The 24,592-nt window shown below is 57.2% G+C and carries 22 protein-coding genes; 4 read left to right on the top strand and 18 right to left on the bottom strand.

The annotated features are described in order from the left end of the window. The first annotated feature begins 25 nt into the window (after positions 1–25). The 4 genes from PH7735_RS05595 (at position 26) to PH7735_RS05580 (ending at position 4,517) form a co-directional block, all read left to right on the top strand. Positions 26–358: a hypothetical protein gene (locus PH7735_RS05595; RefSeq protein WP_145865266.1), complete on the top strand. Its 333-nt coding sequence runs from the start codon at positions 26–28 to the stop codon at positions 356–358. Beyond that, positions 358–2,232 carry a cobaltochelatase subunit CobT gene (gene cobT, locus PH7735_RS05590; protein ID WP_058310296.1) on the top strand — a complete coding sequence of 625 codons (1,875 nt, stop codon included), beginning with the start codon at positions 358–360 and terminating at the stop codon, positions 2,230–2,232. Before PH7735_RS05595 ends, cobT begins: the two co-directional genes overlap by 1 nt. Before the next feature lie 53 nt (positions 2,233–2,285). After that, complete coding sequence (locus PH7735_RS05585; protein WP_058310295.1) at positions 2,286–4,088, top strand: aminopeptidase P family protein; 1,803 nt, start codon at positions 2,286–2,288, stop codon at positions 4,086–4,088. 84 nt (positions 4,089–4,172) lie between these two features. Further along, the gene (locus PH7735_RS05580; protein WP_058310294.1) at positions 4,173–4,517 is read left to right on the top strand and encodes a DUF427 domain-containing protein; all 345 of its coding nucleotides are present in this window, start codon (positions 4,173–4,175) and stop codon (positions 4,515–4,517) included. A 54-nt stretch (positions 4,518–4,571) separates the two neighbouring features. Here the strand turns inward: PH7735_RS05580 and PH7735_RS05575 are convergent, their stop codons facing one another. From PH7735_RS05575 to PH7735_RS05490, 18 genes are all read right to left on the bottom strand, one after another. Continuing rightward, the gene (locus PH7735_RS05575; protein ID WP_058310293.1) at positions 4,572–6,260 is read right to left on the bottom strand and encodes a chloride channel protein; all 1,689 of its coding nucleotides are present in this window, start codon (positions 6,258–6,260) and stop codon (positions 4,572–4,574) included. A 132-nt stretch (positions 6,261–6,392) separates the two neighbouring features. Beyond that, positions 6,393–8,039, bottom strand: a complete 1,647-nt coding sequence (gene recN, locus PH7735_RS05570; RefSeq protein WP_058310292.1) for a DNA repair protein RecN — start codon at positions 8,037–8,039, stop codon at positions 6,393–6,395. 35 nt (positions 8,040–8,074) lie between these two features. After that, complete coding sequence (locus tag PH7735_RS05565; RefSeq protein ID WP_058310291.1) at positions 8,075–8,929, bottom strand: outer membrane protein assembly factor BamD; 855 nt, start codon at positions 8,927–8,929, stop codon at positions 8,075–8,077. A gap of 110 nt (positions 8,930–9,039) precedes the next feature. After that, positions 9,040–9,960, bottom strand: coding sequence for a UDP-3-O-acyl-N-acetylglucosamine deacetylase (gene lpxC, locus PH7735_RS05560; protein ID WP_058310290.1), 921 nt, complete (start codon positions 9,958–9,960; stop codon positions 9,040–9,042). A gap of 205 nt (positions 9,961–10,165) precedes the next feature. Beyond that, a complete protein-coding gene (gene ftsZ / locus PH7735_RS05555) occupies positions 10,166–11,818 on the bottom strand; it encodes a cell division protein FtsZ (protein WP_058310289.1) in 1,653 nt (550 codons plus the stop codon). Between the two features lie 354 nt (positions 11,819–12,172). Next, positions 12,173–13,507, bottom strand: coding sequence for a cell division protein FtsA (gene ftsA, locus PH7735_RS05550; protein ID WP_058310288.1), 1,335 nt, complete (start codon positions 13,505–13,507; stop codon positions 12,173–12,175). Continuing rightward, positions 13,504–14,382: a cell division protein FtsQ/DivIB gene (locus PH7735_RS05545; protein ID WP_233488268.1), complete on the bottom strand. Its 879-nt coding sequence runs from the start codon at positions 14,380–14,382 to the stop codon at positions 13,504–13,506. The genes ftsA and PH7735_RS05545 overlap by 4 nt, the downstream gene beginning before the upstream one ends. Beyond that, positions 14,370–15,284, bottom strand: coding sequence for a D-alanine--D-alanine ligase (locus tag PH7735_RS05540; RefSeq protein WP_199534974.1), 915 nt, complete (start codon positions 15,282–15,284; stop codon positions 14,370–14,372). Before PH7735_RS05540 ends, PH7735_RS05545 begins: the two co-directional genes overlap by 13 nt. Positions 15,285–15,369: 85 nt before the next feature. Next, positions 15,370–16,296, bottom strand: coding sequence for a UDP-N-acetylmuramate dehydrogenase (murB, locus tag PH7735_RS05535; RefSeq protein ID WP_058311161.1), 927 nt, complete (start codon positions 16,294–16,296; stop codon positions 15,370–15,372). A gap of 74 nt (positions 16,297–16,370) precedes the next feature. Further along, the gene (locus PH7735_RS05530) at positions 16,371–16,628 is read right to left on the bottom strand and encodes a DUF2484 family protein (protein WP_058310285.1); all 258 of its coding nucleotides are present in this window, start codon (positions 16,626–16,628) and stop codon (positions 16,371–16,373) included. Next, positions 16,625–16,879 (bottom strand): DUF2484 family protein, encoded by a 255-nt coding sequence (locus tag PH7735_RS05525; RefSeq protein WP_199534973.1) that lies wholly within the window; start codon positions 16,877–16,879, stop codon positions 16,625–16,627. The genes PH7735_RS05530 and PH7735_RS05525 overlap by 4 nt, the downstream gene beginning before the upstream one ends. Beyond that, complete coding sequence (locus PH7735_RS05520; RefSeq protein ID WP_058310284.1) at positions 16,876–18,063, bottom strand: APC family permease; 1,188 nt, start codon at positions 18,061–18,063, stop codon at positions 16,876–16,878. Before PH7735_RS05520 ends, PH7735_RS05525 begins: the two co-directional genes overlap by 4 nt. A 23-nt stretch (positions 18,064–18,086) precedes the next feature. Next, positions 18,087–19,481 carry a UDP-N-acetylmuramate--L-alanine ligase gene (gene murC, locus PH7735_RS05515; protein ID WP_058310283.1) on the bottom strand — a complete coding sequence of 465 codons (1,395 nt, stop codon included), beginning with the start codon at positions 19,479–19,481 and terminating at the stop codon, positions 18,087–18,089. A gap of 12 nt (positions 19,482–19,493) precedes the next feature. Next, positions 19,494–20,591 (bottom strand): UDP-N-acetylglucosamine--N-acetylmuramyl-(pentapeptide) pyrophosphoryl-undecaprenol N-acetylglucosamine transferase, encoded by a 1,098-nt coding sequence (locus tag PH7735_RS05510; RefSeq protein ID WP_058310282.1) that lies wholly within the window; start codon positions 20,589–20,591, stop codon positions 19,494–19,496. Next, positions 20,588–21,754 carry a peptidoglycan glycosyltransferase FtsW gene (locus tag PH7735_RS05505; RefSeq protein ID WP_058310281.1) on the bottom strand — a complete coding sequence of 389 codons (1,167 nt, stop codon included), beginning with the start codon at positions 21,752–21,754 and terminating at the stop codon, positions 20,588–20,590. The genes PH7735_RS05510 and PH7735_RS05505 overlap by 4 nt, the downstream gene beginning before the upstream one ends. A gap of 330 nt (positions 21,755–22,084) precedes the next feature. Then, positions 22,085–23,524 carry a guanitoxin biosynthesis MBL fold metallo-hydrolase GntH gene (gene gntH / locus PH7735_RS05500; RefSeq protein ID WP_082645136.1) on the bottom strand — a complete coding sequence of 480 codons (1,440 nt, stop codon included), beginning with the start codon at positions 23,522–23,524 and terminating at the stop codon, positions 22,085–22,087. A gap of 51 nt (positions 23,525–23,575) precedes the next feature. Beyond that, positions 23,576–24,265, bottom strand: coding sequence for a DUF3299 domain-containing protein (locus tag PH7735_RS05495; RefSeq protein ID WP_058310280.1), 690 nt, complete (start codon positions 24,263–24,265; stop codon positions 23,576–23,578). An 11-nt stretch (positions 24,266–24,276) separates the two neighbouring features. Next, complete coding sequence (locus PH7735_RS05490; protein WP_058310279.1) at positions 24,277–24,498, bottom strand: hypothetical protein; 222 nt, start codon at positions 24,496–24,498, stop codon at positions 24,277–24,279. Between the last annotated feature and the right edge of the window lie 94 nt (positions 24,499–24,592).

Genomic DNA, 24,592 nt, shown 5'->3' with positions numbered 1-24,592 from the left:
TGCGGCGCAAGCGCGGTTGCGCCCCATGGCGCAAAGTGGCTGGAGCAGCGATCCGGCTTATGTAGCGTGGCGGTGTTCGGATTTCACACTCGCAATCCGCAGTTCTGCTCTCAGGCAACGTGCTGCACTATCATCAGCGCAGCCGGAGATTTGGAAAGACCCTTATGTCTGGGTTCACGACAAATCGCTGCAAAAGCGGATTCAGCAGGCAATCGAACTGCACCCGACGAATGAAAATGATTTTGTAGTAGACTACCTTGAGGCCTTTCAGGCGGTTGAACTTCCCACGCCTTTCAGCGAACTTGAGCTGTACAAGTCCGACAAAGCAACGTGTTTATCCAGGTTCGGAAATGAATGATGAAAAAAACATCCGATAACCCCGCCGATCCATTCAAAAAGGCGCTGGCGGAAGCCACCAAGGTGATGGCCGACAACCCCGAGCTTTCGGTGACCTATACCGTTGATCCGTCGGGTGTTTCCGGAGAGCAGGTGCGGCTGCCACAAGTCAGCCGCCGGATGACACGCGACGAAGTTTTGCTGGCACGAGGTACGGCGGATGCTCTGGCATTGCGCTACAAATACCACGACGGCAGCACACATGCGAAATACATCCCCCAACAGGGGATGGCCCGCGATCTCTATGAATCCATGGAGACCGCCCGTTGCGAGGCCATGGGCGCGCGCGACATGCCCGGCACCGCCGGCAACATTGATGCGAAGATCGAACACGAAGCCCGCGGCCGTGGCTTTGGTGACATCAAAAGCGCCTCAGAGGCGCCTCTTGCCGTTGCTGCAGGGTATCTGATCCGCCATCTGGCAACAGGGCGCGACCTGCCCGATTCCGCACGCAACGTGATGGAGCTGTGGCAGGGCTATATCGAACAACAGACCGGCGATACGCTGAGCGATCTGGATTCCCTGCTGTCCGACCAGAAAAGCTTTGCCAAGTTTGCCCGTCAGATCATCGACGATCTCGGTTATGGCGATCAGTTGGGGGATGACCCCGATCAGGAAGATGATCAACAAGACGACGCCGAAGACGATGCAGAAGAGCAGCCAGATCCGGATTCCTCGGGTCAGGATGACAATCAGGATGACGAGTCCGAAGCCAGCCCCGAGCAATCGCAGGAAGAGCAACAGGACATGTCGGAGGCCCAAGTCTCGATGGACGAGATGGCTGAAGATGAATTGGGCGAGGACGCAGAAATGCCAGAGGGGGAAGCCCCCCTCGAGCCTCCGGCCCCGCAGCCCATTTCAGACGCTGATCCGGACTATAAGGTATTTGATACCAGTTTTGACGAGGAAATCGCCGCCGAAGATCTGGCCGAACCCGTCGAGCTTGAACGCCTGCGCGCCTATCTCGATCAACAGCTTGAACCGCTCAAGGGCGCTGTGAGCCGTTTGGCTAATAAGCTGCAACGCCGTTTGCAGGCCCAACAGAACCGCAGCTGGTCCTTTGATCAGGAAGAAGGCATTCTTGATGCCGGGCGTCTTGCCCGTGTGGTGGCAAACCCGACAACGCCTTTGTCGTTCAAGGTCGAACAGGATACCGAATTCCGCGACACGGTTGTGACTCTGCTTTTGGACAACTCCGGGTCTATGCGTGGCCGTCCGATTTCGATCGCGGCGATCTGTGCGGATGTTTTGGCGCGCACGCTGGAACGCTGCAATGTCAAGGTCGAGATCCTCGGATTTACGACGCGGGCATGGAAAGGCGGCCTGAGCCGCGAAGGCTGGCTGAATGACGGCCGTCCACAACAACCCGGGCGTCTGAATGATCTGCGTCACATCATCTATAAATCCGCCGATGCGCCGTGGCGCCGGACCCGCCCCAATCTTGGGCTGATGATGAAAGAAGGCCTGTTGAAGGAAAACATCGATGGCGAGGCTCTGGAATGGGCGCACCGCCGGATGCTGGCGCGCCGCGAACAACGCAAGATTCTCATGGTCATCTCGGATGGCGCACCGGTCGATGACTCGACCTTGTCGGTTAACCCCGCCAACTATCTCGAGAAGCACCTGCGCGATGTGATTGCCATGGTCGAAAACCGCAAATTGGTAGAGCTTCTTGCCATCGGGATCGGGCATGACGTGACACGGTATTACGAACGTGCCGTGACCATCACAGATGTCGAACAGTTGGCCGGCGCCATGACCGAGCAACTCGCCAGCCTGTTTGACAGCGATCCGCGCAAACGGGCGCGCGTGTTGGGCATGCGTAAAGTCGGCTAAGCCGGGTTCAACGGCACCGGGATAAACAAAAAACAGATTTGAGGAGAGCAGCCATGTTCCAGGATTTCAACGCGACATCCACACCGGAACAGGGCCCTCCTCGTCTTGCGGCTTTGCGTCAGGAACTGATTGCAGAGGGCCTAGACGGGTTCCTTGTGCCACGCGCAGACGCCCACCAAGGCGAATATGTCGCCGCACGCGACGACCGATTGGCTTGGCTGACAGGTTTCACAGGGTCCGCCGGCTTTTGCGCTGCTCTGACGGACACGGCAGGCGTGTTTGTTGATGGACGCTATCGGGTTCAGGTCAAACAGCAGGTTGCGGATGTTTTCACGCCAGTGGATTGGCCGGAAACACAACTTGGTCCGTGGCTGCGCAGCCATGCAGCGGCGGGTGCCAAGATCGGCTTTGACCCCTGGCTGCACACCATCGACCAGATCGAAGCCCTGTCCAAGGCGTTGAAGGGCAGCGAGATTTCGATCGTGCCGGTACAAAACTTGGTTGATCGGATCTGGGAAGACCAACCCGATCCGCCACAGGCACCCGTTGTTGCACAGCCCCGCGCCCTTGCAGGGGAAAGCCATGCGGACAAACGTGCCAGACTTGCGCAGACGGTGTCCCAAAAGGGTTGCCGTGCGGCGGTCATCACCCTGCCCGACAGTATTGCATGGCTTCTGAACATTCGCGGGGCGGATATTCCGCGAAACCCCGTGCCACACGGGTTTGCGATCCTGCATGACACCGGTCACATGGACCTGTTCATTGATCCGGTAAAACTTGAAGCGCTGGAAGATGATCACCTGGGGCCGGATATTCGCGAACATGTGCCCGACCTGTTTCTCACGACACTGCGCACCCTTTCGGGGCCTGTATTGCTGGATGCCTCAAGCGCCCCTGTCGCAGTTCAGGAAGCTCTTGCAACTGCCGGGATCGACATGATGCGCGGCGATGATCCCTGTGCACTTCCCAAGGCGCGCAAAAACGAAGCCGAGATTCAGGGCACCACCGAAGCCCACCTGCGCGATGCGGCGGCCGTGTGTGATTTTCTGGCGTGGTTCGACGCCCATGCGCAGACCGGTATAACCGAGATCGACGTTGTGACCCGGCTGGAAGAGGCCCGCCGTACCACCAATGCGCTATTGGATATCAGCTTTGACACGATTGCGGGCACGGGTCCAAATGGCGCCGTGATCCACTATCGCGTGACCCATGACACCAACCGGACATTGCAAGACGGTGATCTTTTGGTGCTGGACAGTGGCGGCCAATACCGCGATGGCACCACCGATATCACGCGCACTTTGCCGGTCGGGGACGTCGGCGCAGAGGAACGCGCGGCCTTTACCCGTGTCCTGCAAGGTGTCATCGCGATTTCCAAGCTGCGCTGGCCTCAGGGCTTGGCCGGCAAACACCTCGAAGCTGTCGGGCGCGTGCCGCTTTGGGCTGCGGGTCAGGATTTTGATCATGGATTGGGCCATGGTGTTGGGGTGTATCTTTGTGTTCACGAGGGACCACAACGTCTTAGCCGGATGTCTGACGTGCCCCTTGAGGCAGGCATGATCCTGTCAAATGAGCCCGGCTATTATCGGCCCGACGCCTTTGGCATCCGCATCGAGAACCTTGTTCTTGTAGAAAAGGCCCCTGCCCTTGCCAGCGGTGATGCCCATCGCGAGATGCTTCAGTTCAAAACGCTGACCTGGGTGCCGATTGATCGAAAATTGATCGAAACGTCTCTTTTGACACCTGACGAACGCGCCTGGATCGATGCGTACCATGCGACGTGTCGTCATATCCTGACGCCAAGACTAGCCAAAGACGTCGCTTTCTGGTTGGATCGCGCGACGGCGCCACTGTAAGGGTACAGAGGCACGGCCGTCTGACACGAATGTGTCATATGCATCCGCGAAGATGCGCCAGACTGAATTTGAGGGAAATTGGACATGGACAAAAAGATCACCATCCGCAAAGCGGGCGGCAACTGGGTTGTTCGCGCCGGCGGCGCAACATTGGGCGAAAGCGTAGATGCGTTAGAGCTGAGTGAAGGTGACCTGGCGCCTGTGATCTATTTTCCTCGCGCTGACATCGCCATGGCATTTCTCGACGCCAGCGATCACAGCACCCACTGCCCGCACAAAGGCGACGCCACCTATTTTTCGATCGTAACCAAGTCAAAAACGATCAAGAACGCCGGTTGGAGCTATGAAGCCCCTGTTGAGGGCGCTGAACGGATCAAGGACTATATCGCATTCTACTCGACCGACGAGGTCGCCGTCGAACGGGTATAAGCCCGAGCTTTCGGATTGATAAGATGTTAGGGATTGGCGCGCCTTTGCATTTCTCTAGCTGTGTTCTTCCGCAGCCGTCGCAGCCAAGGCCCTGTTATAGGCTTTGAGCGCATCAACATGGAACAGTGCCCCCCACAGTTCCGGAGGCTGCCCTTCGCCGGACAGGGTCACCACGGGAATAAAGGTCACCCCCGCCTTGTCGAATATGGGCATGGCCGCTTCCAGCGTGGCGTTGCCATCGACATAAATGCCGTCTGAAATCATCTTCCAGCAGACATCTTCGGGGGCCGCGCGTTTGTGGTTTTTGTCCCGCATCACTGCGCCCACGTTAAAGGTCGACAACAGATAGGCCTGTGGTCCTGCCGCCAGATGCACGTTGCGTCTTTCCAACTGTGACAGGAAGAAAGACCGGTCCACAAGACGAGAACCAAGCGCCGTTGAGATGGACACGCTCACCATCACGGCAAGGCCCGTTTGCCAGTCGCCTGTCAATTCGAACACGATCAGGGTCGTCGAAATTGGCGCGCCCAGAACCGCCGCAGCAACGGCCCCCATTCCCGCCAAGGCATAAAGCGTGATCGTTCCGGACACCTCGGGAAACACGCTTGTCGCGATCAGTCCAAAGGCAAGACCCGTCAGCGCCCCAACCATCAACGCCGGAGAAAACACGCCGCCGCCCATGCGCCCTGCCATTGTGATCGAAACGGCCACAACTTTGAGAACCGCAAACACGATCGCCTCGTGCAATACCAATTTGCCCGTCAGTGCGGCCGATGTGGTCTCGTACCCAACCCCGATGATATGCGGGAACCAGATCGCCAAGCCCCCCAACAACGCCCCAGAGATCGCTGGTCGCAACCAACGAGGGATGCGCGACCGCGCCTGAATCACATTTGCCATGTCTTCGGCCCAGAAAATCGTCCACATCAATGCAACGGCAACAAAGCCGCACAATCCGCCCAACATCAAAAACGCGGGAAGTTCCTGATAGAACTGCAGGGCGCCGGAATCCGGCAGGTGAAATTCGGTCACGTCCCCAAATTCCAACCGGTTGATGACCGTGCCCGCCACGCTGGCGATGGTAATCGGGGCAAAGGCATGCACCGCGAAATGGCGCAAAACCACCTCTAGTGCGAAAAGGGCCCCCGCGATGGGGGCATTAAACGAGGCGGAAACAGCTGCCGCGACAGCGCAGCCCAGCAAATCGCGTCCGGTAATGCCGTTTGCCTTGATCCGATTGCTGACCCAGCTTGAGATCACGGCGGCCATATGCACCACAGGCCCTTCCCGGCCCGAAGATCCGCCGGAACTAAGCGTGATGAGCGATGCCAGCGCAGAGGCCAGTCCTTCTCGCTTTTCGACGCGGCCTTCGTTCAGAGCCGCCCCTTCAATCACATCCGCCACAGAACGCACACGCCCGTCCGGCGTGTATTTGTGCAGGATCACCCCAACCACTAAGCCGCCCGCAATCGGGATAAGCAGCAACATGTACCACGGCAGCGTATCGGCAAAGCTGTGCAACGTGGTCAGGTCATCGGTGCCATAAAGGGTGGACTGTAACCAGTTGATACCTTTTCGGAAAAACAGGGCGGAAAACCCTGCCGCGATCCCGATCACGAGGCTGATCAACCAGAACTGGAACTGGCTTGGGCCCTTGTCGACAAGCACCCGCCATCCGCCCTTGCAGGTATTGCGCGCCTGTCTCAGGCTGTCGGCAAAGAAGGTGCGGAATGAGTTGTTCATCAGTGCAGGATCGCCAGATTGCTCTGTCTTTAAACTTAGACTGAAACATGACAGCGGTGCATCAGGAAACAGCGTTTGCCGCGCATAGCGCTTAACAGGTGTGGGAGATTTGCATAGAAACCGAAAAGGCCCCTAGACCAACAACGCCCGCGCAGCCGCACGGGCCTCATCCGTGATGGTATCGCCGGACAACATACGCGCGATTTCATCAATCCTCTCATCGCTGTCCAACGGGGTCACGGTCGACAGGGTTTGGTCATTTTCGACGTGTTTGGCCACTCGCCAGTGATGCGCGCCCAACGCGGCAACCTGCGGCGAATGTGTCACGACAAGCACCTGACCGTCAGCAGCCAACGACGCCAATCTGCGCCCGACGGCATCCGCGGTTGCACCACCAACCCCTCGGTCGATCTCATCAAAAATCATGGTCAGGCCGCTGACATCCGCCGTGAGACAGACCTTGAGAGCCAGCAAAAACCGGCTCAGTTCCCCGCCAGAGGCGATCTTGCCCAAGGGACCCGAAGGGGCGCCCGGATTGGTCGCAACGGTAAACTCAACAAGATCCTGCCCGTCCGCCGAAGCGTCGGCTTCGCGTATCTCGGTCGCAAATACGGCGCGCTCCATCTTCAGGGGCGCAAGCTCGGCAGAAACATCTGCATCTAGGCGCTGCGCTGCTTCCTTGCGCGCGGCACTCAAGACAGCCGCCGCCTGTGAATAGGTGTCCTGTGCGCCAGTCAAAGCGTCTTTCAACGCCGCGATATTTCCGGCACCCGCATCAAGGGCGGCCAGCTTTCCCCTCAGGTCATCGGCAAAGGGGCCCAACTCGTCCGGGGCAACGCTGTGTTTTCTGGCCAAACCGCGAATGGCGAACAAACGCTCTTCAATCTCTTCCAGCTCGTGTGGATTGAAGTCCAACGCTTCGAGACAGCGCTCGACCCCGTCCACCGCATCGGACAGTTCATTCATGGCGCGCTCTAGCGCCCCCATCGGTTCGTCCAGATGGCCATCGGCCCCGTCCAATGCGCCCTCGAGCCACCGAAGCGCGTCTCCCATCGCGCCTTCGGCACCTTCATTGCCAAGAGCACTGTGCGCGCGCGAAATCCCCTCACGAACTTTCTCAGCGTTTTGCATCATGCGGCGACGCTGGTCCAGTTCGGCCTCTTCACCTGCCTGAGGATCAAGTTTGTCCAACTCTTCCACGGCATGGCGCAAGAACTCTTCTTCGGCCTGAACCTCGGCCAGTGCCGTTTCCGCAGCCGCCAGATCTTTCCGGCGCGCGGCAAGCGCCTGCCATGCGCCACGCACATCTTTGCGCAGCCCCGACAGGTTCCCAAAAGCATCCAGAAGGTCGCGGTGTCCCTTTGGATTCAACAGCCCGCGATCATCGTGCTGGCCATGCAATTCAATCAGGGTTTCCGACAAACGGCGCAGGGCTTCACCAGAACAGCGGCGATCATTGACCCACGCGGTTTTCCGGCCATCCCGCCCGTTCACACGACGCAGGATCAACTCGTCTCCGCCAGGCAAGCCCGCATCTTCCAGAATATCGTGCGCGGGATGTCCGTCGGGAAGGTCAAAAACCGCCACAACTTCACCTTGGGCGGCACCGGAACGCACCAGTTCTGCGCGGCCACGCCACCCCAGAACAAATCCAAGCGAATCCAGAAGGATAGATTTACCCGCACCGGTTTCCCCGGTCAGCACATTCAGACCAGGCTGAAAACTCAATTCCAGCTGATCAATGATAAGCATGTCCCGAATATCAAGTGTACGCAGCATAGTCAGATGCTGGCGGGAAATTCACCCGCCATCCTTTACAGCCACTTGCCTTGGACGGTCTGACGATAGACTCTTCTGAGCCATCCATCGCTCGCGGCCTCAAGTTCAAGCCCCCGACCATTCAAAAGTTTGTAGCTGTCTTCGTACCATTCCGACGATTGGTAGTTGTACCCCAGAATCGCCCCTGCGGTCTGCGCCTCGGCTGTCAGACCCAGTGCGAGATAGGCCTCGACCAAACGGTGCAATGCTTCGGGTGTATGTGTCGTCGTCTGAAAGTCTTCGACCACGACGCGGAAACGGCTGATCGCGGCCGAGTAATGCTCGCGGCGTAGGTAATAGCGGCCAACTTCCATTTCTTTTCCGGCAAGGTGGTCAAACGCCAGATCGAATTTCAACATCGCCGCATTGGCGTATTCACTGTCGGGATAGTTCTCGATCACACCGCGCAGGGCTTGCAGGGCCTGAAAGGTCAGCCCCTGATCGCGACCGACTTCGTCAATCTGGTCATAATAGCTAAGCGCCAGAAGATACTGGGCATAAGCCGCATCATCATCCGCAGGATAGAAATCAATGTAACGCTGCGCCGCGGATCGGCTTTCGGGATACATTTCATCTTGATGGAAGGAAAACGCCTGCATGATCAGGGCGCGTTGGGCCCACTCTGAATAGGGGTAAAGGCGCTCGACCTCCCCGAAATAGAAGGCAGCATCCTCGCCGCGATTGCGGGCTAGCTCGTATTCGCCACGTTCAAAGACCTGCTGAGCCGTAAACTGCTCCATGGCGATATCACCACGTCGCGCTTTCTCAGCGGTACTTGTGGCGCAGCCACCAAGCAGTGCAATCAAAGCCACTGCACCGATCAGCTTTGCACGCGATCCGCTGCCCGTCATGCTGCACAACCTCTTGTTCGACTTTTCAGGGACAAGCCCTTTCTTATCACAAGCTGTTAGCACAGAATTTTCCGGTGCAAAACGCCTTTAGGCAATTTCAGTAACAGGTTTCATGCAACAGCGGGGATTTCTGCCCAATGCACCCCTGCCCCAGGCAGGATTGCAGCTGTTTCGCTGTCGCATTCAACGACGCGGAAGGCACCGGGCGTTGCAAAAAGCTGACGCAACAATTCGTTTGTCAGCGAGTGCCCCGCACGACAGCCCGTGTATTTTCCAAGAATTGGCGCTCCCGCAAGAAACAGATCGCCAAGTGCGTCCAGCATTTTGTGGCGCACGGCTTCATCCTTGTGGCGCAGGCCACCGGGGCTCAGCACTTTGTCGCCGTCAACAACCACTGCGTTTTCCAGATTACCACCCAGGGCGAGGCCTTGTGCGTGCATGGCATCAACGTCGGCCTGACGACAGAACGTGCGGCTGTCACACAGCTCGCGCACAAAGCTGCCGTTTGCCATGACCAGAGATTTGTCCTGAACACCGATTGCGCGGTCTTCAAAATCGATGTGAAAATCGATCTGCATGTGGTCGGCAGGCGTCAGGGTTGCGCTCGCGTCGCCGCGTGTAACCGTCACCGGTTTGAGAATTTCGATGGCACGCACAGGACGGTGCTGTTTGATCAGGCCTGCCTTGAGAATGCCGCGGACAAAATCCGCCGCACTGCCATCAAGAATCGGCACTTCGGGACCGTCGACTTCGATCAGGGCGTTGTGCACCCCGGTGCCGGCCAATGCTGCCATGATGTGTTCGATGGTGGAAACAGAAACACCCGCCGCGTTAACGATTCGCGTACACAATGCCGTTTGTTCAACGACGTCCCAACGTGCAGGCACCATTCGGTCCCCCAAGAGAATGTCTGTCCGTTTGAACCAGATGCCATAATCTGCCGAAGCAGGATGAATCGTCAATTCGACAGCTTCGCCCGAGTGAAGGCCCTGTCCCGTGAAACGGACTGATGTACGCAGAGTGTTTTGCACAATGTTCCCCAGATGGCGCGGCCCATAGAGGTTTCCGCAATCATGAGGTAGACGCTCTGCCTGCGCATCACAATTCAAACATTGTAACGGTATGAAACATCCCTGTAACAGTTTGGCAAAATACCGCTCAGAACCGCACAAGCATCTGAAAACAAAAGAAAAGGCCGCTTAAAAAGCGGCCCTCTCGTTGACAGATTTTATGAAATTAGTTTGCTTGACGACGCAGGAATGCGGGAATTTCGATCCGCTCCTGATCTTCGTCCATTTCCGGCTCCGGCTGAACCGCGTGCATGCTGGGCTGCTGGCGCGCCTGAGGTGCAGGTGACGCCGCGGGGCGCGCTGCTGGCTGCTCGGCTCCGTGACCGCCAGTCATACGACCAATCAGAGAATTCAGGCCAAACCGACCACCACGATCATCCGCCTGCGCATGCTGTGCATGGCTTTCGGCATGAGGTGCAGCTTCGGTGGCCGCCGGACGTGGCGCTGCAGGTGCTCCTGTCGGTGCTTTGGAAACCGCAGCCTGAAGACGACGCATCGCATCAGCAGAAGGCGTGCCGGGCGCCGGCGCTTTGGGCGCGACAAAAGCTTCGACTTCATCTTCTTCGATGGCTTGTGGAACAAATTCTTCAACGCGGGCCTGATAGACCGGTGCAGGAAGCTCATCCTCAAGCAGTTCTTCTTCGAAGATATCTTCCATCTGCTCGGATGCGGCTGCACGCTCGGCATCCATTTCACCGAACAGCGATGGCTCGGCCGCAGCTTCCATTGACGGTGTTTCCGTCATCTGGACCTGAGGCTCAACGATGTCTTCGTTTACAGGCTCTGCTTCAATGGTTGGCGCCAGAGGGCGTGCCATTGGGCGGCGCGGGATCGGAATTTCGTTATCAACAGCAAGAGCGTCGATGCCCGTTGCAACAACCGAAACGCGCATGCCGCCTTCGATGCTTTCATCCAAAGTCGAACCCACAATGATGTTGGCTTCTGGATCGACTTCTTCGCGAATCCGGTTGGCGGCCTCGTCCAGTTCGAACAGGGTCAGATCGTTGCCACCGGTGATGTTGATCAGAACGCCTTTGGCGCCGCGCAGCGAAATCTCGTCCAGCAACGGGTTGGCGATGGCCTTTTCGGCCGCCTGTGTTGCGCGATCTTCACCTTCGGCTTCGCCTGTGCCCATCATCGCTTTGCCCATCTCGTCCATGACGGCGCGCACGTCGGCAAAGTCGAGGTTGATCAGGCCGGGACGGACCATCAGATCGGTCACACCTTTAACGCCCTGATACAGGACATCATCCGCCAGCGAAAACGCCTCGGTAAAGGTGGTCTTTTCGTTGGCAAGACGGAACAGGTTCTGGTTTGGAATGATGATCAGCGTGTCGACAACTTTTTGCAGCGCATCAACACCGTCTTCCGCCTGGCGCATCCGTTTGGCGCCTTCGAACTGGAACGGCTTGGTCACAACACCAACGGTCAGCACACCCAGCTCTCGCGCGGCTTGGGCGATGATCGGCGCGGCACCTGTACCGGTGCCGCCGCCCATACCCGCGGTGATAAAGCACATGTGCGAGCCAGCCAGCTGATCGACAATTTGTTCGATGCTTTCTTCGGCGGCTGCAGCACCAACGCTTGCGCGTGCCCCTGCCCCGAGACCTTCGGTTACTTTTACACCCAATTGGATGCGGTGTTTCGAGGCACTTTGCTGAAGCGCTTGAGCGTCTGTGTTCGCGACAACGAACTCGACCCCATCAAGTTCTTTCGCAATCATGTTGTTCACAGCGTTGCCACCTGCACCGCCAACACCGAATACGGTGATGCTGGGCTTAAGGTCCGCTTGATCGGGCATCATAAGATTCAAAGTCATAAGGTTCCGCCTGTCTTTTTCCCCGCTGATACGGGCGCTTTTTCTGCTTATTCCCTCTTATTATTAGCGAAAGCAAGGGGAAGCGTCATTAGAAAAAGCACGAAGTGCCACGAAATATGGCAAAATGATGGGTACAACACGCGGCATTTTGCCTATTTGTGCAGATATAGCGGTGTTTGCCGGATGAGGCACAAACGCAAAGGTGTGCGCCTCGACGCGCTGCGCCGAAAACGTTTTAACAAATCAAATCAGAAGACCACTGCCCGGCCTTTCAAATGAACCTATCCACAGGCTCTTGTGGATAACGTTACCCCATTCACAAATGGCCGTCATCCCTAAAAAGCGTGCCTGTCTTTACCAATTGTCACGCAGCCAGCGGACCGCGCGGCGGATGGTGCGTACCGAGGATCTTTCGATCGGAAGATCAAAGTCCCACCATTCGTCCTGTGGATGCGTCGCATAAAGGCACATGCCCACAGCACTCGAGAAACCAGGGCCTGTGGCGGCCTGCGGCAATCCGTGAACGCGCATCGGGCGTCCCAGACGCACTTGCTGGCCCAAAATCTTCGAAGCCAGACCGTCCAGTCCCGGAATCTGGCTGCTGCCGCCTGTCAGGACAATTTGCTGGCTGGGCAAATGCTCAAACCCGGCGGCGTCCAGACGTTCGCGGACTTCTTCAAGGATTTCCTCAACACGCGGACGCATAATGCCAATCAGTTCGGCGCGGCTCACTGTGCGGCGGTCGTGTTCCCAATCACCCGTCTCGCCTTCAAGTTCGATCAGGTCACGGTCATCCATTCCCGTCGCTACAACGCCGCCATTGCGCGTCTTGATACGCTCGGCCACCGCGGTCGGCACCTGAAGCCCCATCGAGATGTCGCTTGTGACATGATCGCCCCCCATGCGAACCGTATCCGCATAGATCATATGCTTTTTCATAAAGATGGAAATACCGGTGGCACCACCACCAATGTCGATGCACGCCGCACCCAGTTCTTGCTCGTCTTCGACAAGCGACGCCATGCCCGCCACATAGGCAGAAGAGGCAATGCCCGCCAGTTCCAGATCACATCGCTTTACACAGTAAGCAAGGTTCTGCACCGCTGTGGCATCAACGGTAAGCATATGCATGTCCGTTGACAACTCCTGCCCCATTTGACCTCTTGGGTCGTTCAGACCAGAGCGGTGATCCAGCGCAAAGTTCACGGGCTGCGCATGCAGCACTTCGCGGCCAAATCCGAAATCAGGCACGTCACACTCTGCCAGAACACGCGCGACGTCATGTTCGGTTACCACGTGTCCTTCAAGTGCGATCTTGCCCGCAAGACCATAGGACCGCGGCGCCGCACCAGAAAAACAGGCGATGACATGGTCGACACGAATGCGCGCCATTTTTTGCGCTGCCTGAATGGCGGTCCTGATGGCCCGCTCTGTTTCCTGCATCGCGTCGATTTCACCGAAACGCACGCCGCGTGACCGTGTGGTCGCCGCACCGATGACCCGAAATCCTGTTTGCCCGGCCATCGACCCGACGCCTTCGACTTCGTTCTGGCTGTCCGTGCCGTCAAACCGAAGCACGAGGCAGGAAATCTTGAATGTTCCCACATCCAGAACCGCCACGACACCGCGTTGCATTGCCGCTTTGCGCATGTTGCGCATGGCACGTTGTGTTTCGTAGATCTCGATCATTTATCCCTCGTATTCCCGTATGACAGCTGTCGGATACGCCACCATTCTTCGACTGCGCGTTCTGCGATGCGGATCGTCGGACGATTGTCCAGACGCATGTCCACAACCATCAGGTCGCGCGCCAACATTTCTTGTGCCTGGTTCAGGGCGATAACGCGTTCCAGCGCCTGCACAGCCCCCGTTTCGGGCAGCAAAATGCGCTGGTCGCGGTCCAGCACCAGATCCCAGCGCCGCTCGCCCATGCGCACCAACCCGCGAACGCGCGGCAACAAAGGCCCCGCAGCCGCATAAATCGAAAGTGCTTCTTCTACGTGGTTTTCTGCACCGTCGCCCGCAATCAGCGGCAATTCGGCGTGCAGCTTCCGTGTTCGCCCGACCGAGATCACAAAGCCTTCGCGATCAACAAGCATCAGCCCTTCGCGGGTACGCCACAAAACCGCCGGGTCGCGCTCGGTGACTGTCACCTGCATGATGCCGCCCGGACGGATACGCACCGTCGCACTTGCCACCGCAGGCAGTTCGGCGACCCGTTCGCGAATATGATCCAGATCGAGGTCAAAGGAACTCGCCGGGAAATCGATTGGCACGATCTCGAGGATATCTTCGGCAATCCCGGTGCTGGCACCATCAATGGCCATCACATTTACCATAAACTCTGGGCGCGACTGGATGCTGGACTTGAAGTCGTTGGCAATCATACGAAGCTGGTCGCGGCGGTCTTCGTTCGACAACCAGACGCCGGCAACAAAGAAGACCAGCAGAAACGGCAGAAAGACCCGCAGTACCAGACGGAACAGCGGGGTCAGCATCAAACGCTCAAAGCGATAAGCCCATTTTGACGGGGCCGGATCACATTTCACGCCTACCTGTTGCACGAGGCGTCCTCCACCATCCATGCGCAGAGTTCGGAAAAACTCATGCCGATTTCAGTCGCCTGTTCGGGCGCCAAAGAAGTTGGAGTCATCCCCGGTTGTGTGTTCGTCTCGAGCAAGATCAACCCGTCAAGACCACGGGTTTCATCCCAGCGGAAATCCGTCCGGCTTACACCACGACAGCCCAGCACATTGTGGGCGCGCAGGGCATAGTCGAGACAGGCATCAAAAATCTGCTTGGGAATGTCTGCCGGAATGACATGGCGTGATCCGCCAACTTTGTATTTGGCGTCGTAGTCATACCAGCCATCCGTCAGAATATCAGTGACTGACAGCGCCCGATCGCCCATCACGGTTGTGGTCATTTCCCGACCCGGCGCAAAGGTCTCGACCATCACATGTTCGGGCATATCATCCGAAAGCTGTGGGGGACCATTTGCGGCCTCATTAACAAGGTAGACCCCGACAGAGGAGCCTTCGCTGTTGGGTTTCACGACATAAGGAGGTGTCATCACGTGTTGCTGGCGCACGGTGTCACGTGCCGCAATAACACTTTCGACGACAGGAAGGCCCGCAGATTTATAGACGTCTTTGGAGCGTTGCTTGTCCATCGCCAAGGCAGAGGCCAGAACACCGGAATGCGTATACGGGATGCCCAGCCATTCAAGAATGCCCTGCACACATCCGTCTTCGCCCCATCGACCATGAAGGGCGTTGAAACATACATCCGGTTTGATTTCATTCAGGCGTGCAACAAGGTCAAGCCCTGCATCGACCTCAACCACTTCATACCCTGCGTCCCTCAGTGCAGCTGCGCATTCACGCCCTGACGTCAGTGACACCTCGCGCTCAGCCGAGGGTCCACCCATCAATACCGCCACTTTGGGGTTTGCCCTGCTCGACATACCCTGTGTGCCTCAATGTCCCAGACCGTTTCGGTCTTGTTTTTATTAGATATTCCGCCCCGATTTTTTGCCTGTGGGCCGGAAGTTATTTTGCCGTCGGTTCGCCGACGCGCATGATTTCCCATTCTAGCGTTATTCCGCTGTTTTGGAAAACCCTTTTTCTGACTTCTTCACCGAGATTTTCCAGATCAGCGGCGGATGCGCCACCGGTGTTGATCATAAAGTTCGAATGCTTCTCGCTCATCTGCGCGCCGCCGACACGTGCGCCGCGCATTCCTGCATCATCAATGACTTTCCATGCCTTCAGATCATGCACATCATCTGCTTTGCCTGTGCTGGAAAAACCGGCAGGGTTTCGAAAGGTACTGCCGGCTGTCCGGTCCTTGGTGGGCTGGGTTGCGTCACGTTTGGCCAGTTGCTCGTCCATGCGTGCTGCAAGAACATCCGGATCACCAGAAGGGCCTTCGAAGGTTGCGCTGACAATCACCCATCCTTTGGGCAGATCGGTCTGACGATAGCGAAAATTCAAATCACCAGCTGAGAGATCAACAATTTCGCCCGCGCGGGTGACGGCCTTTGCGCTGATAAAGGCGTCTGCCACATAGGAGCCATAACAGCCTGCATTCATCCGCACAGCGCCCCCAACGGCGCCGGGAATTGTTCTCAAAAAGGTCAGGTCAACGCCAGCCTCTGCTGCTTTCCTCGCAACATGCGCGTCCAGCGCGGCAACGCCTGCAGTCACACGATTGCCCTCAACCGTGATGTCGTTGAAACCGCGCCCCATCCGGATCACGACCGCACGAAGACCACCGTCCCGCACAATCAGATTGCTTCCGACACCCATGGGAAAGATATCGACCGATGCATCAAGGTTGCGCAGAAAACCCGCAAGATCGTCGACGTCTGCCGGTTGAAACAACCAGTCAGCCGCCCCGCCCACGCGCAGCCATGTCAATCCGGACAAATCCTTGTTCGGGGTCAGTTTGCCACGGACATCAGGCATCTGGGTCATCGGAAGGTCCATTCTAAGAGAGTTGATCGCGCTCTTTTGCGAAAGTCTTTGCCAAAACACAAGCAGCCCAAGGGTTATTCCGGTGTGTATCCGATCTTGCGGCGCACCCAACGGCCCAGATAGATGACCGGCCACCGCATGACCCACATGGCCATAAGCAAGAACACCAGTGCCAGCCAAAATCCGTGCTGATACCAGATCACACCAATCAGTGGCACCCCCAGTGCGATCATGAAATAGGCGAACCGCCAATGGTTATCTTTGGACGGGAACATGCCGCGCAGGTTCACAACCACCAGCCAGATCAAGGCCAACGTAATCGACAAAGTCATTTAGGCAACTCCGGTTTTTCGCCTTTGACGCGCGCATAGAGGTACCGCAAAGGATTGCGGAACATGGAAACAAATGCAAACAGCGCCGCCGCGCCGTACCACGGGCCATGCTCCCACCAGATGATGGCAATCAAAACGGGGGCCGCGATCAGCAGCGCCATTCCGGGTGCATACTGTTTGCGCATTGGCAGCATGGCGACAACCGCCGAAGCAAACACCCACAAACACCCGAAAACGAGGGACAAACTCATATCTGGACTCCAAGATTGAGCGCCAGTGCTGCCGCCGCCAGAACAAGCCCTGACACGGGCACAAACATCGGCACCCGAAACGGCGCGTCCGGCTCTCGCATTTTCAGGACAATCAGGGAAAAGTTCACGATCACAAACACCCCGAGCAATATGGTCGATGTCGTTTCGGCCAACAGCCCGACATTCAGCACAATGGCCCCAGCCACAACCGCGCCCCCAACCAGTCCCGTCGCAAGGATTGGCGTGCCTGTTCTTTTGTTTGCGTGATGGAATACCCCAAGCACAGCACTGCGCTTGCCCAAACCATACAAAACACGGCTGGCCATGACGATCTGGGCCAAAACACCATTCAAGGCCGCAAAAACAGCGATGGTCGACAGGAATTTGCCCTGCCCGCCCATGCCCGACTGCCAAACCAATGCCAGAGGTTTTTCACTCGTAGACAGGGCACCCAAGGGCACAGCGCGCACAGTCGCCCATGTCACAAGCGCATAAATCACGGTTGTCACAGCCAATGAAATCAGGATCGCGCGCGGCATGGTATGTTCGGGTCGGGCCACTTCTTCTGCCATATTGACGATGTCTTCAAAGCCGATGAACGCAAAGAAGGCCAAGGCCGCCCCAGCGCCAATCCCCGCCCAAACAGGTGAAGGCATCGCGCTCCAGTCTGCGGTTTCCGGCGCCTGCCATCCGGCCCAGATCACAAGCGCCAGCCCCAACAGCTCGACAACAGTAAAGACCGCTGCCAAAGCAAGGCTCTCCATGACGCCAAAAATGGCAACGGCCGTCAATGCTGCCCCGATCAAAACCATCGCCCAAAACGCGGGAACATCGATAACCACCGTCAGGTATCCGACACCCCCACGCAAAACAGCTGCCGCTGAAATGGTGCCTGCGGCGACAATTGCCAATCCGATGACCACCGCCAAAAGTTGTGATTTGAGGGCGGTGCCGACATAGGCCGCCTCTCCTGCCGCCTCGGGAATACGTGTCGAAAACTCGGAATAGCTAAGCGCCGTTGGGGCCGCGATCAAACCAGCCAGCAAAAACGCAACCGGTGCCCAGATCCCTGCTTCACCTGCAACGGCACCGACAAGCACATAAATACCCGCACCCACCATGACCCCGACGCCATATGCCGTCAAAAGCCCCAGTCCAATACGCCGTTTAAGATGCTCAGTCATGCCTACCTTATCGGGATATTACCTTAGTTAAGACGCTTTGCGAGGTTGTTTGCCCATGCGCTGATTGTACCCGCCCCAAGACAAACCACAATGTCACCGGGTTTGGCCTCTGCCCGCACCAGCGCTTCAAGATCATCTTCGCTGTCCACGGCAACCGCCGACCGGTGCCCATGGGCCACAAGTCCGGCAACAAGATCATCACGCGATGCACCCGCGATCGGGGCCTCGCCTGCTGCAAAAACCTCGGCGATGCCAACAACATCCGCCTCGTTGAAGCAGGAACAAAAATCTTCAAACAACGTAGACAGGCGCGTAAAGCGGTGCGGCTGATGCACCGCGATAACCCGTCCGTCACAGGCCTGACGCGCGGCTTTCAGAACCGCTGCAATTTCAACGGGATGGTGACCATAGTCGTCAATAATCGGAATGCCCTGCCATTCCCCGACCCGCGTAAAGCGCCGGTTCACGCCACCAAACAGGGCCAAGGCCTCGCGGATTTCTTCTTTCTTCATACCAAGATGACGCGCAACAGCGACGGCACTCAGGGCATTGGACACGTTGTGATCACCGGGCATCGGCAAGGTACACCCCTCGATCACATCGTCTTCGTTCTGCAACTGGATATCAAAGTGGGCGATGCCCGCCTTGTACGTCAGGTTGATGGCACGCACATCCGCCTGCGTGTTGAACCCGAAGGTGACAACACGGCGGTCGGTGATTTTGCCGACAAGTGTCTGCACGTCCGGATCATCGGTGCAACACACCGCCAGCCCGTAAAAGGGGATGTTCGAGACAAACTCCAGGAACCCGCGGTGCAGGTTCTCTTCCGTGCCCCAATGCTCCATATGCTCGGGATCGATGTTGGTGACGATCGCAATCGTTGCAGGCAAGCGGTTGAAGGTGCCGTCGCTTTCGTCAGCTTCCACAACCATCCACTCGCCATCCCCGACACGCGCGTTCGAGTCATAGGCGTGGATGATACCACCGTTTACAACCGTCGGATCATATTTCCCGTGATCCAAAAGTGCGGCAACCATCGTTGTCGTTGTGGTCTTGCCGTGTGTACCGGCAACCGCGATGTTCGACTTCAGGCGCATCAATTCAGCCAGCATTTCTGCGCGGCGCACCACCGGCAATCCCCGGCGGCGGGCTTCGTCCAGTTCTGGATTGCCCGGTTTGATCGCGGATGAAATCACCACAACTTCGGCGTCTCTCAGGTTGGCGGCATTCTGCCCGACAAACAAAGTCGCGCCGTTTTCAACCAGACGGTCCGTGATTTTCGAAGATTTGAGATCCGAGCCCTGCACCACATACCCGTGGTTCAGCAACACCTCAGCAATCCCGGACATGCCAATCCCGCCGATACCGACAAAATGGATCGGCCCAACGTCGCCGGGAAGTTTGGTTGCTGCGTTCATCGTCTCTTTTCCTTACTGTTCGTGACCCGCCAACATCTCAACCAGCGCGCACAACTCTTGGGTTGCGTCGGGCTTTGCGACACTCAAAGCGGCCCGCACCATGTGCTGTGCGCCTTCGGGGTTGGCAAGTACATTTGTGATTTGTTCTGACAGCGCTTCCACAGTCAGTTTTGTTTCGGGGATAAGGATGGATGCCCCTGCATCCACCAACCCGCGCGCATTTGCAGTTTGATGGTCACCGGTTGCGGCTGCAAAGGGGATCAGGATTGAAGGCCGCCCAATCACGCTGATGTCTGCCACCGACGAGGCGCCAGAGCGTGAAATTACAAGCTGTGCTTCACTCATCCGCGCAGGCACATCGTGGAAAAACGGCTGCACATCCGCATTGATGCCCTGTTCGGCATAAAAGGCCGTCACACGGTCAAAATCTTCGTCACGTGCCTGATGGCTCACCCGCACGTTCCGCAGAATTTCCGATGGAAGTGCTGCGATGGCGCCCGGCACGGTATCAGACAAGATGCGCGCGCCTTGCGAGCCGCCAATCACCAGTATCGACATGGGGTAATCGCCCGGTGCGATATATCCGGATGCCGCGCGTTCCAGCACAGCGCCCCGCACAGGATTGCCCGTATGCACGCCTTCGATCCCTTCGGGAAGTGCGGTTGGCCATGTACCACAGGCCACAACGTCAACGCGCGAGGCAAATTTTTCGTTTACGCGCCCCAAAACACCGTTCTGTTCGTGGATCATACGCGGCAATTTCATCAAGAATGCAGCACCAACAGAGGGAATACTTGGGTATCCCCCAAACCCGACAACCACATCCGGCCTGTCCTTGCGGAACCGGCGCATTGTCGACAGCACGCCTCCCAGAATTTTGAAGGGCACAGCCAGTTTCGCCAAAACTCCGCCACGGGCAAAGGTTGCGCTCGACACCTCTTCGATCTCGATCGTATGGGGAAACCCGCCGGTATAGCGCGCGCCGCGGGCATCCGTGGTCAGCTTGACCCGCCAGCCTTTGCGCAACATCACTTCGGCCAGCGCCTGCGCCGGGAACATATGCCCTCCGGTGCCGCCTGCTGCAATCACCAGCAATGGCTTGTTTGTCATCTTACATGTCCCCGCAGAATGTCCCGGATCTCGCCCTGAGGTCGGGTGCGGGTAAACGCCAAAAGCATCCCGACTGCAATACCGCCCGCAATCAAAGATGAGCCACCATAGCTGACAAATGGCAGAGTCATGCCTTTTGCAGGCAAAAGACGCACAGCCACGCCCATATTGATAATCGCCTGCACACCAAACATCGCGGCAAGACCGGTGCCCGCCAGACGAATGAAAGGATCACGTTCGCGCATCAGACGGAAGTACGAGCGCAAAACAACAATCGAATAAAGAGCGATCACCAACAGAACCAGGATCAGCCCGTATTCTTCGGCTGCCACGGCAATGATAAAATCCGTGTGGGCATCCGGCAAAGACCATTTGACCTGCCCTTCGCCAACACCGACACCATACAGACCACCTTCCTGAATGGCATTTGTGGCATAGCCCAACTGCGTGGTTGGATCGACCGACCGATCAAGGAACCCGTCAATACGGCGGGCAAAGTGTTCCGAGTTGGCATAGGCAAACTGCGCAATCGGGATAATCGACAAAAAGATCCCTCCGATCAGCAGCATCGGCGCGCCCGATACAAAATACATCACGCACCATGCAAACAATATCAGGCTGGCCTGTCCAAAGTCGGGCTGCATCGCAAGGACGAAAACAATCGTCACCATCAAAAGGAACGACCACATGCGCCCCGGAGGCCCGTTTATCTCTTCATTAGCCGCCATAAGCCACGCAGCCGTGACCACAAATACTGGCTTCAGAAACTCGGATGGTTGCACCGACGCAAATCCCAAGGAATACCAGCGCGTGGCCCCTTTTCCAAAGTCAGTTCCGAAAAAAGGCAACCCGATCAACGCGATAAAGGCCCCTGCAAAGGCCAGAACCGCCAGACGGCGCACGGTTTGCGGGCTCATCATCGACGTGACGAGCATCGCCACCAAGGCCATCCCGCCAAAAATCGCCTGTTTCTGAACATAGTGAAACGCGGGAAACCCGTTTTTGGCCGCAAGCGGCGGAGACGCCGCCATGCCGAGCAATATCCCGACCCCGAACAGGGAAAGGATGGCCGCCATCGACCACTTGTCCAAGGTGCGCCACCACTTGGGAAGAACCGGTTCGCCATCCCGCACGGGGACCGAACCATAAACCATCTCTGTCATCGGGAACCGCCGATCTCTGCCTCAAAACGCCCGTTTTCCGGGTCTGCTTATGATTCTAGCACGAAGCCAGACTCTTGCAAAGCATGACGTTGCAAACGGCAACAATCCGCCCCCGGCTTCTTCTGGCTGAAATATCCCGGGGTGAGCGCCCTTCTGGGCGCGAGGGGCAGCGCCCCTGATCCGCTCGAAATGTGACATTTGTTGATGGTCAAAAGCAAGTCGCGCACCATCGGGATAGACAACGCTTTGTGACGAAGCATTCCACGAAGGTCAGCGACATCAACAAAGCAAAGATTGCAGAGCCGGTTATCGGCTCTGCCACATGACGTCTTAGAACTTGCCCATCTCTTTCAAGATTGCACGGTTCTTTTCGCGATGGCGCCAAGCCGCGCCCATACTGTCTTTCAAGGCTTCCGGCATCATCTCCATCGGCACAACAAGATCACTTTCCACAGGCCAGAACGGAAGCAGTTCAGGCTTGTACCCTTCCGGATAATATAGATCCGGATCAAGCTCGGTTGCCCGCACTTCTGCATTCTGGATGTCTTCGCGCGCATGTGGCGGCAAGGGAACAACCAATTGCTCATTGGTAAAGTCAAACTGAGGTGCCCGCACGTTCGGGAACTCTGGCAGAATACCTTCGCGTACCCAGATCTGATCCTTGGTGACGTTTACAACAATCCCGTCCGGAGCCCCAAAGTGGAACGGCCCTTTCCAGTGTTCCCGTATCTCTGCAACGGACTCTTCAAGCAGGTATTTGTCATAGCTCATATGCGTAGTCATGAAGAGACGGGGCTGGATCAGGTTTGCAATATAACCAGCCGCATAGGTGGGCGTGTGGTGGGTGTCGATGGTGTAGCGCGCAAGGAAAGGTGGCACACCTTGTACGCCAGAGTTGATCTCGACCACTTCCTGCTGTTGCTCGGTGATGTAGATATCGCAGCCCTCGGCGTATTCAACATCAAGCAGGTTGGGTCGCCCGTCACCTGTCCAGACAAAACAGAGATCATTCCAATCCAGCCGATACGCCGTCGCCCCGTCCTTGGCGTGGCTGCGCTGCCAGTGGCGAACGGTGACACCGTTCTTGTCATAAATGATGCCGCCGTTGTCGGCAAAATCAAACTCGTTCACCTCGATGTCCCAGCCCGTGCCGGTTGGGAAAACGCTAAAGGCATCGCGGTGCCAGGCGGTCATCATCTTCATCCCCTCGACCATGGACGCAGTGCCGTATTCCGGCGTGCGTCCCGACGGGCCATGAATGCGAAGCGGCTCGTGCCAGCCCCCATTCCACGTCCGGAACATCCAGAGATAAGGCAAGGCACCAAAGTGGTCGACATGAAGGTGCGTGATAAACACATCCGTCAATTCGTTGAGCGCAATGCGCGCGGCCTGATAGTTCGCGACAGAGCCTTCACCGATGTCAAAGATGAAATTGTCTCCGTTGCCAAGCTCTACAAACACCGACGTGTTCATCTGGCCGGGGCGCAAGAGCGGAGCCGTGCCCATAAAGGTGATCCGCATTTCTTCCGGCTGCACTTCCTCTGTGCCGGGGAACCAGTTGGCAGCACTTTGAAGCCAAGGCTGAGGGGAAATCCCCTCAAACATCAGACCTTCTTTCCAGCGCCCGTTTGGAACACCGCCAAGCAGCGCACGTTGAATGTCTTCTTGCGTGGACGGTTCGGCCGGGGCTGGAATTTGTTGTGCAACGCCCCCCCCGGCCAAAGCCAGCGACATAAGTGCGGATGCACTCAGTAGTTTTATTCCGTTCATTCTTCCCTCCTCAAGAGTTTCTCAAAATAAAAGTTTCGGATTCCCCTAACCTCAGCGGTATTGTTCAACGGTGGCGGCGGTCATGACGTAGGTGCTCTCTACGCTGCGTTGCCCATCGGAATAGGTCACAAGTTCGAGCTGCCTCTCGGCCTGCAGTTCGCCGACTATCCAGACGGGGTCATACATGCCACGCAGGGGATAACCCTGCGGATAGCGCACGTGGATCAACTGATTGGCGGCAGGTGGCGGCGTGTGGATACATGCGCCCACCGTGGGGACGAGCAGGAATTCGACCGCCAGCGCGCCCTCCATCTCTAACGGTAGAATATAGCCCGGCATTCGGACGGTTGTGTCCAGCACCTCTTGATTGGGGGCGCTAAACTGGCGTGTATGTTCATCCATCATCCGTTCGCGTTCCGAGAAAAGCCAATCCGGATCAAGACCGCCAACCTCGAGCCGCGTGCGAATTTCCAAAGCTTGTGTGCGGGCAAAATCATTCGCCGTGTCCGCTTCTTTGACTTCAATGCGATAGAGTTTGGCGAGGTCGTTCTTCTGCCTGAAGTCCAGCGCCTCAAAAGGATTGGCACCCATCGCAACTGTCGGCACCAGATCGCTCCATCCAAGATTGCGCGGCTCACCTGCCTGACCCGTTGTCGCGCAACTGATCGCCAGGAACAAAACCCACACACGGCCGAGTACGGGTGTCCGGCAGGCGCGGGCTAGAAGTTTCAATTTGGGCATCGTGACCTCCGCTATGAACCGGTTGAGCGGCCACTCAACCGCATCAATTCAGCTAACAATTCCTGTCGAATGCGCGCCCATTCAGCACGCTCGACCTCGCTGCTTTCCAAGACGTCTTCTTTGCGGCACGCCGTCTCGTAGTCCGCAAATGCTTCTTGCAGGGCGCCTTTGTCTGGCAGGGCCCGGCGAATTTCAGCAGCGTGATCTGGCAAGTCCTCTTCGAGACTAGGCATTGACTTTGCACCGTAAGGAAATAGCATCAAAAACACCCATAGCGTGCGTGAAACCAAACCATCCGGAAAGTAAGTCACCGTGAGTTCAGGGTGA

The organism is Shimia thalassica (assembly GCF_001458215.1).
In the GTDB taxonomy this organism is placed as follows: domain Bacteria; phylum Pseudomonadota; class Alphaproteobacteria; order Rhodobacterales; family Rhodobacteraceae; genus Shimia; species Shimia thalassica.
Note: the sequence above shows the minus strand (reverse complement) of the source record. Positions and strands in the feature narration are given on the sequence as shown.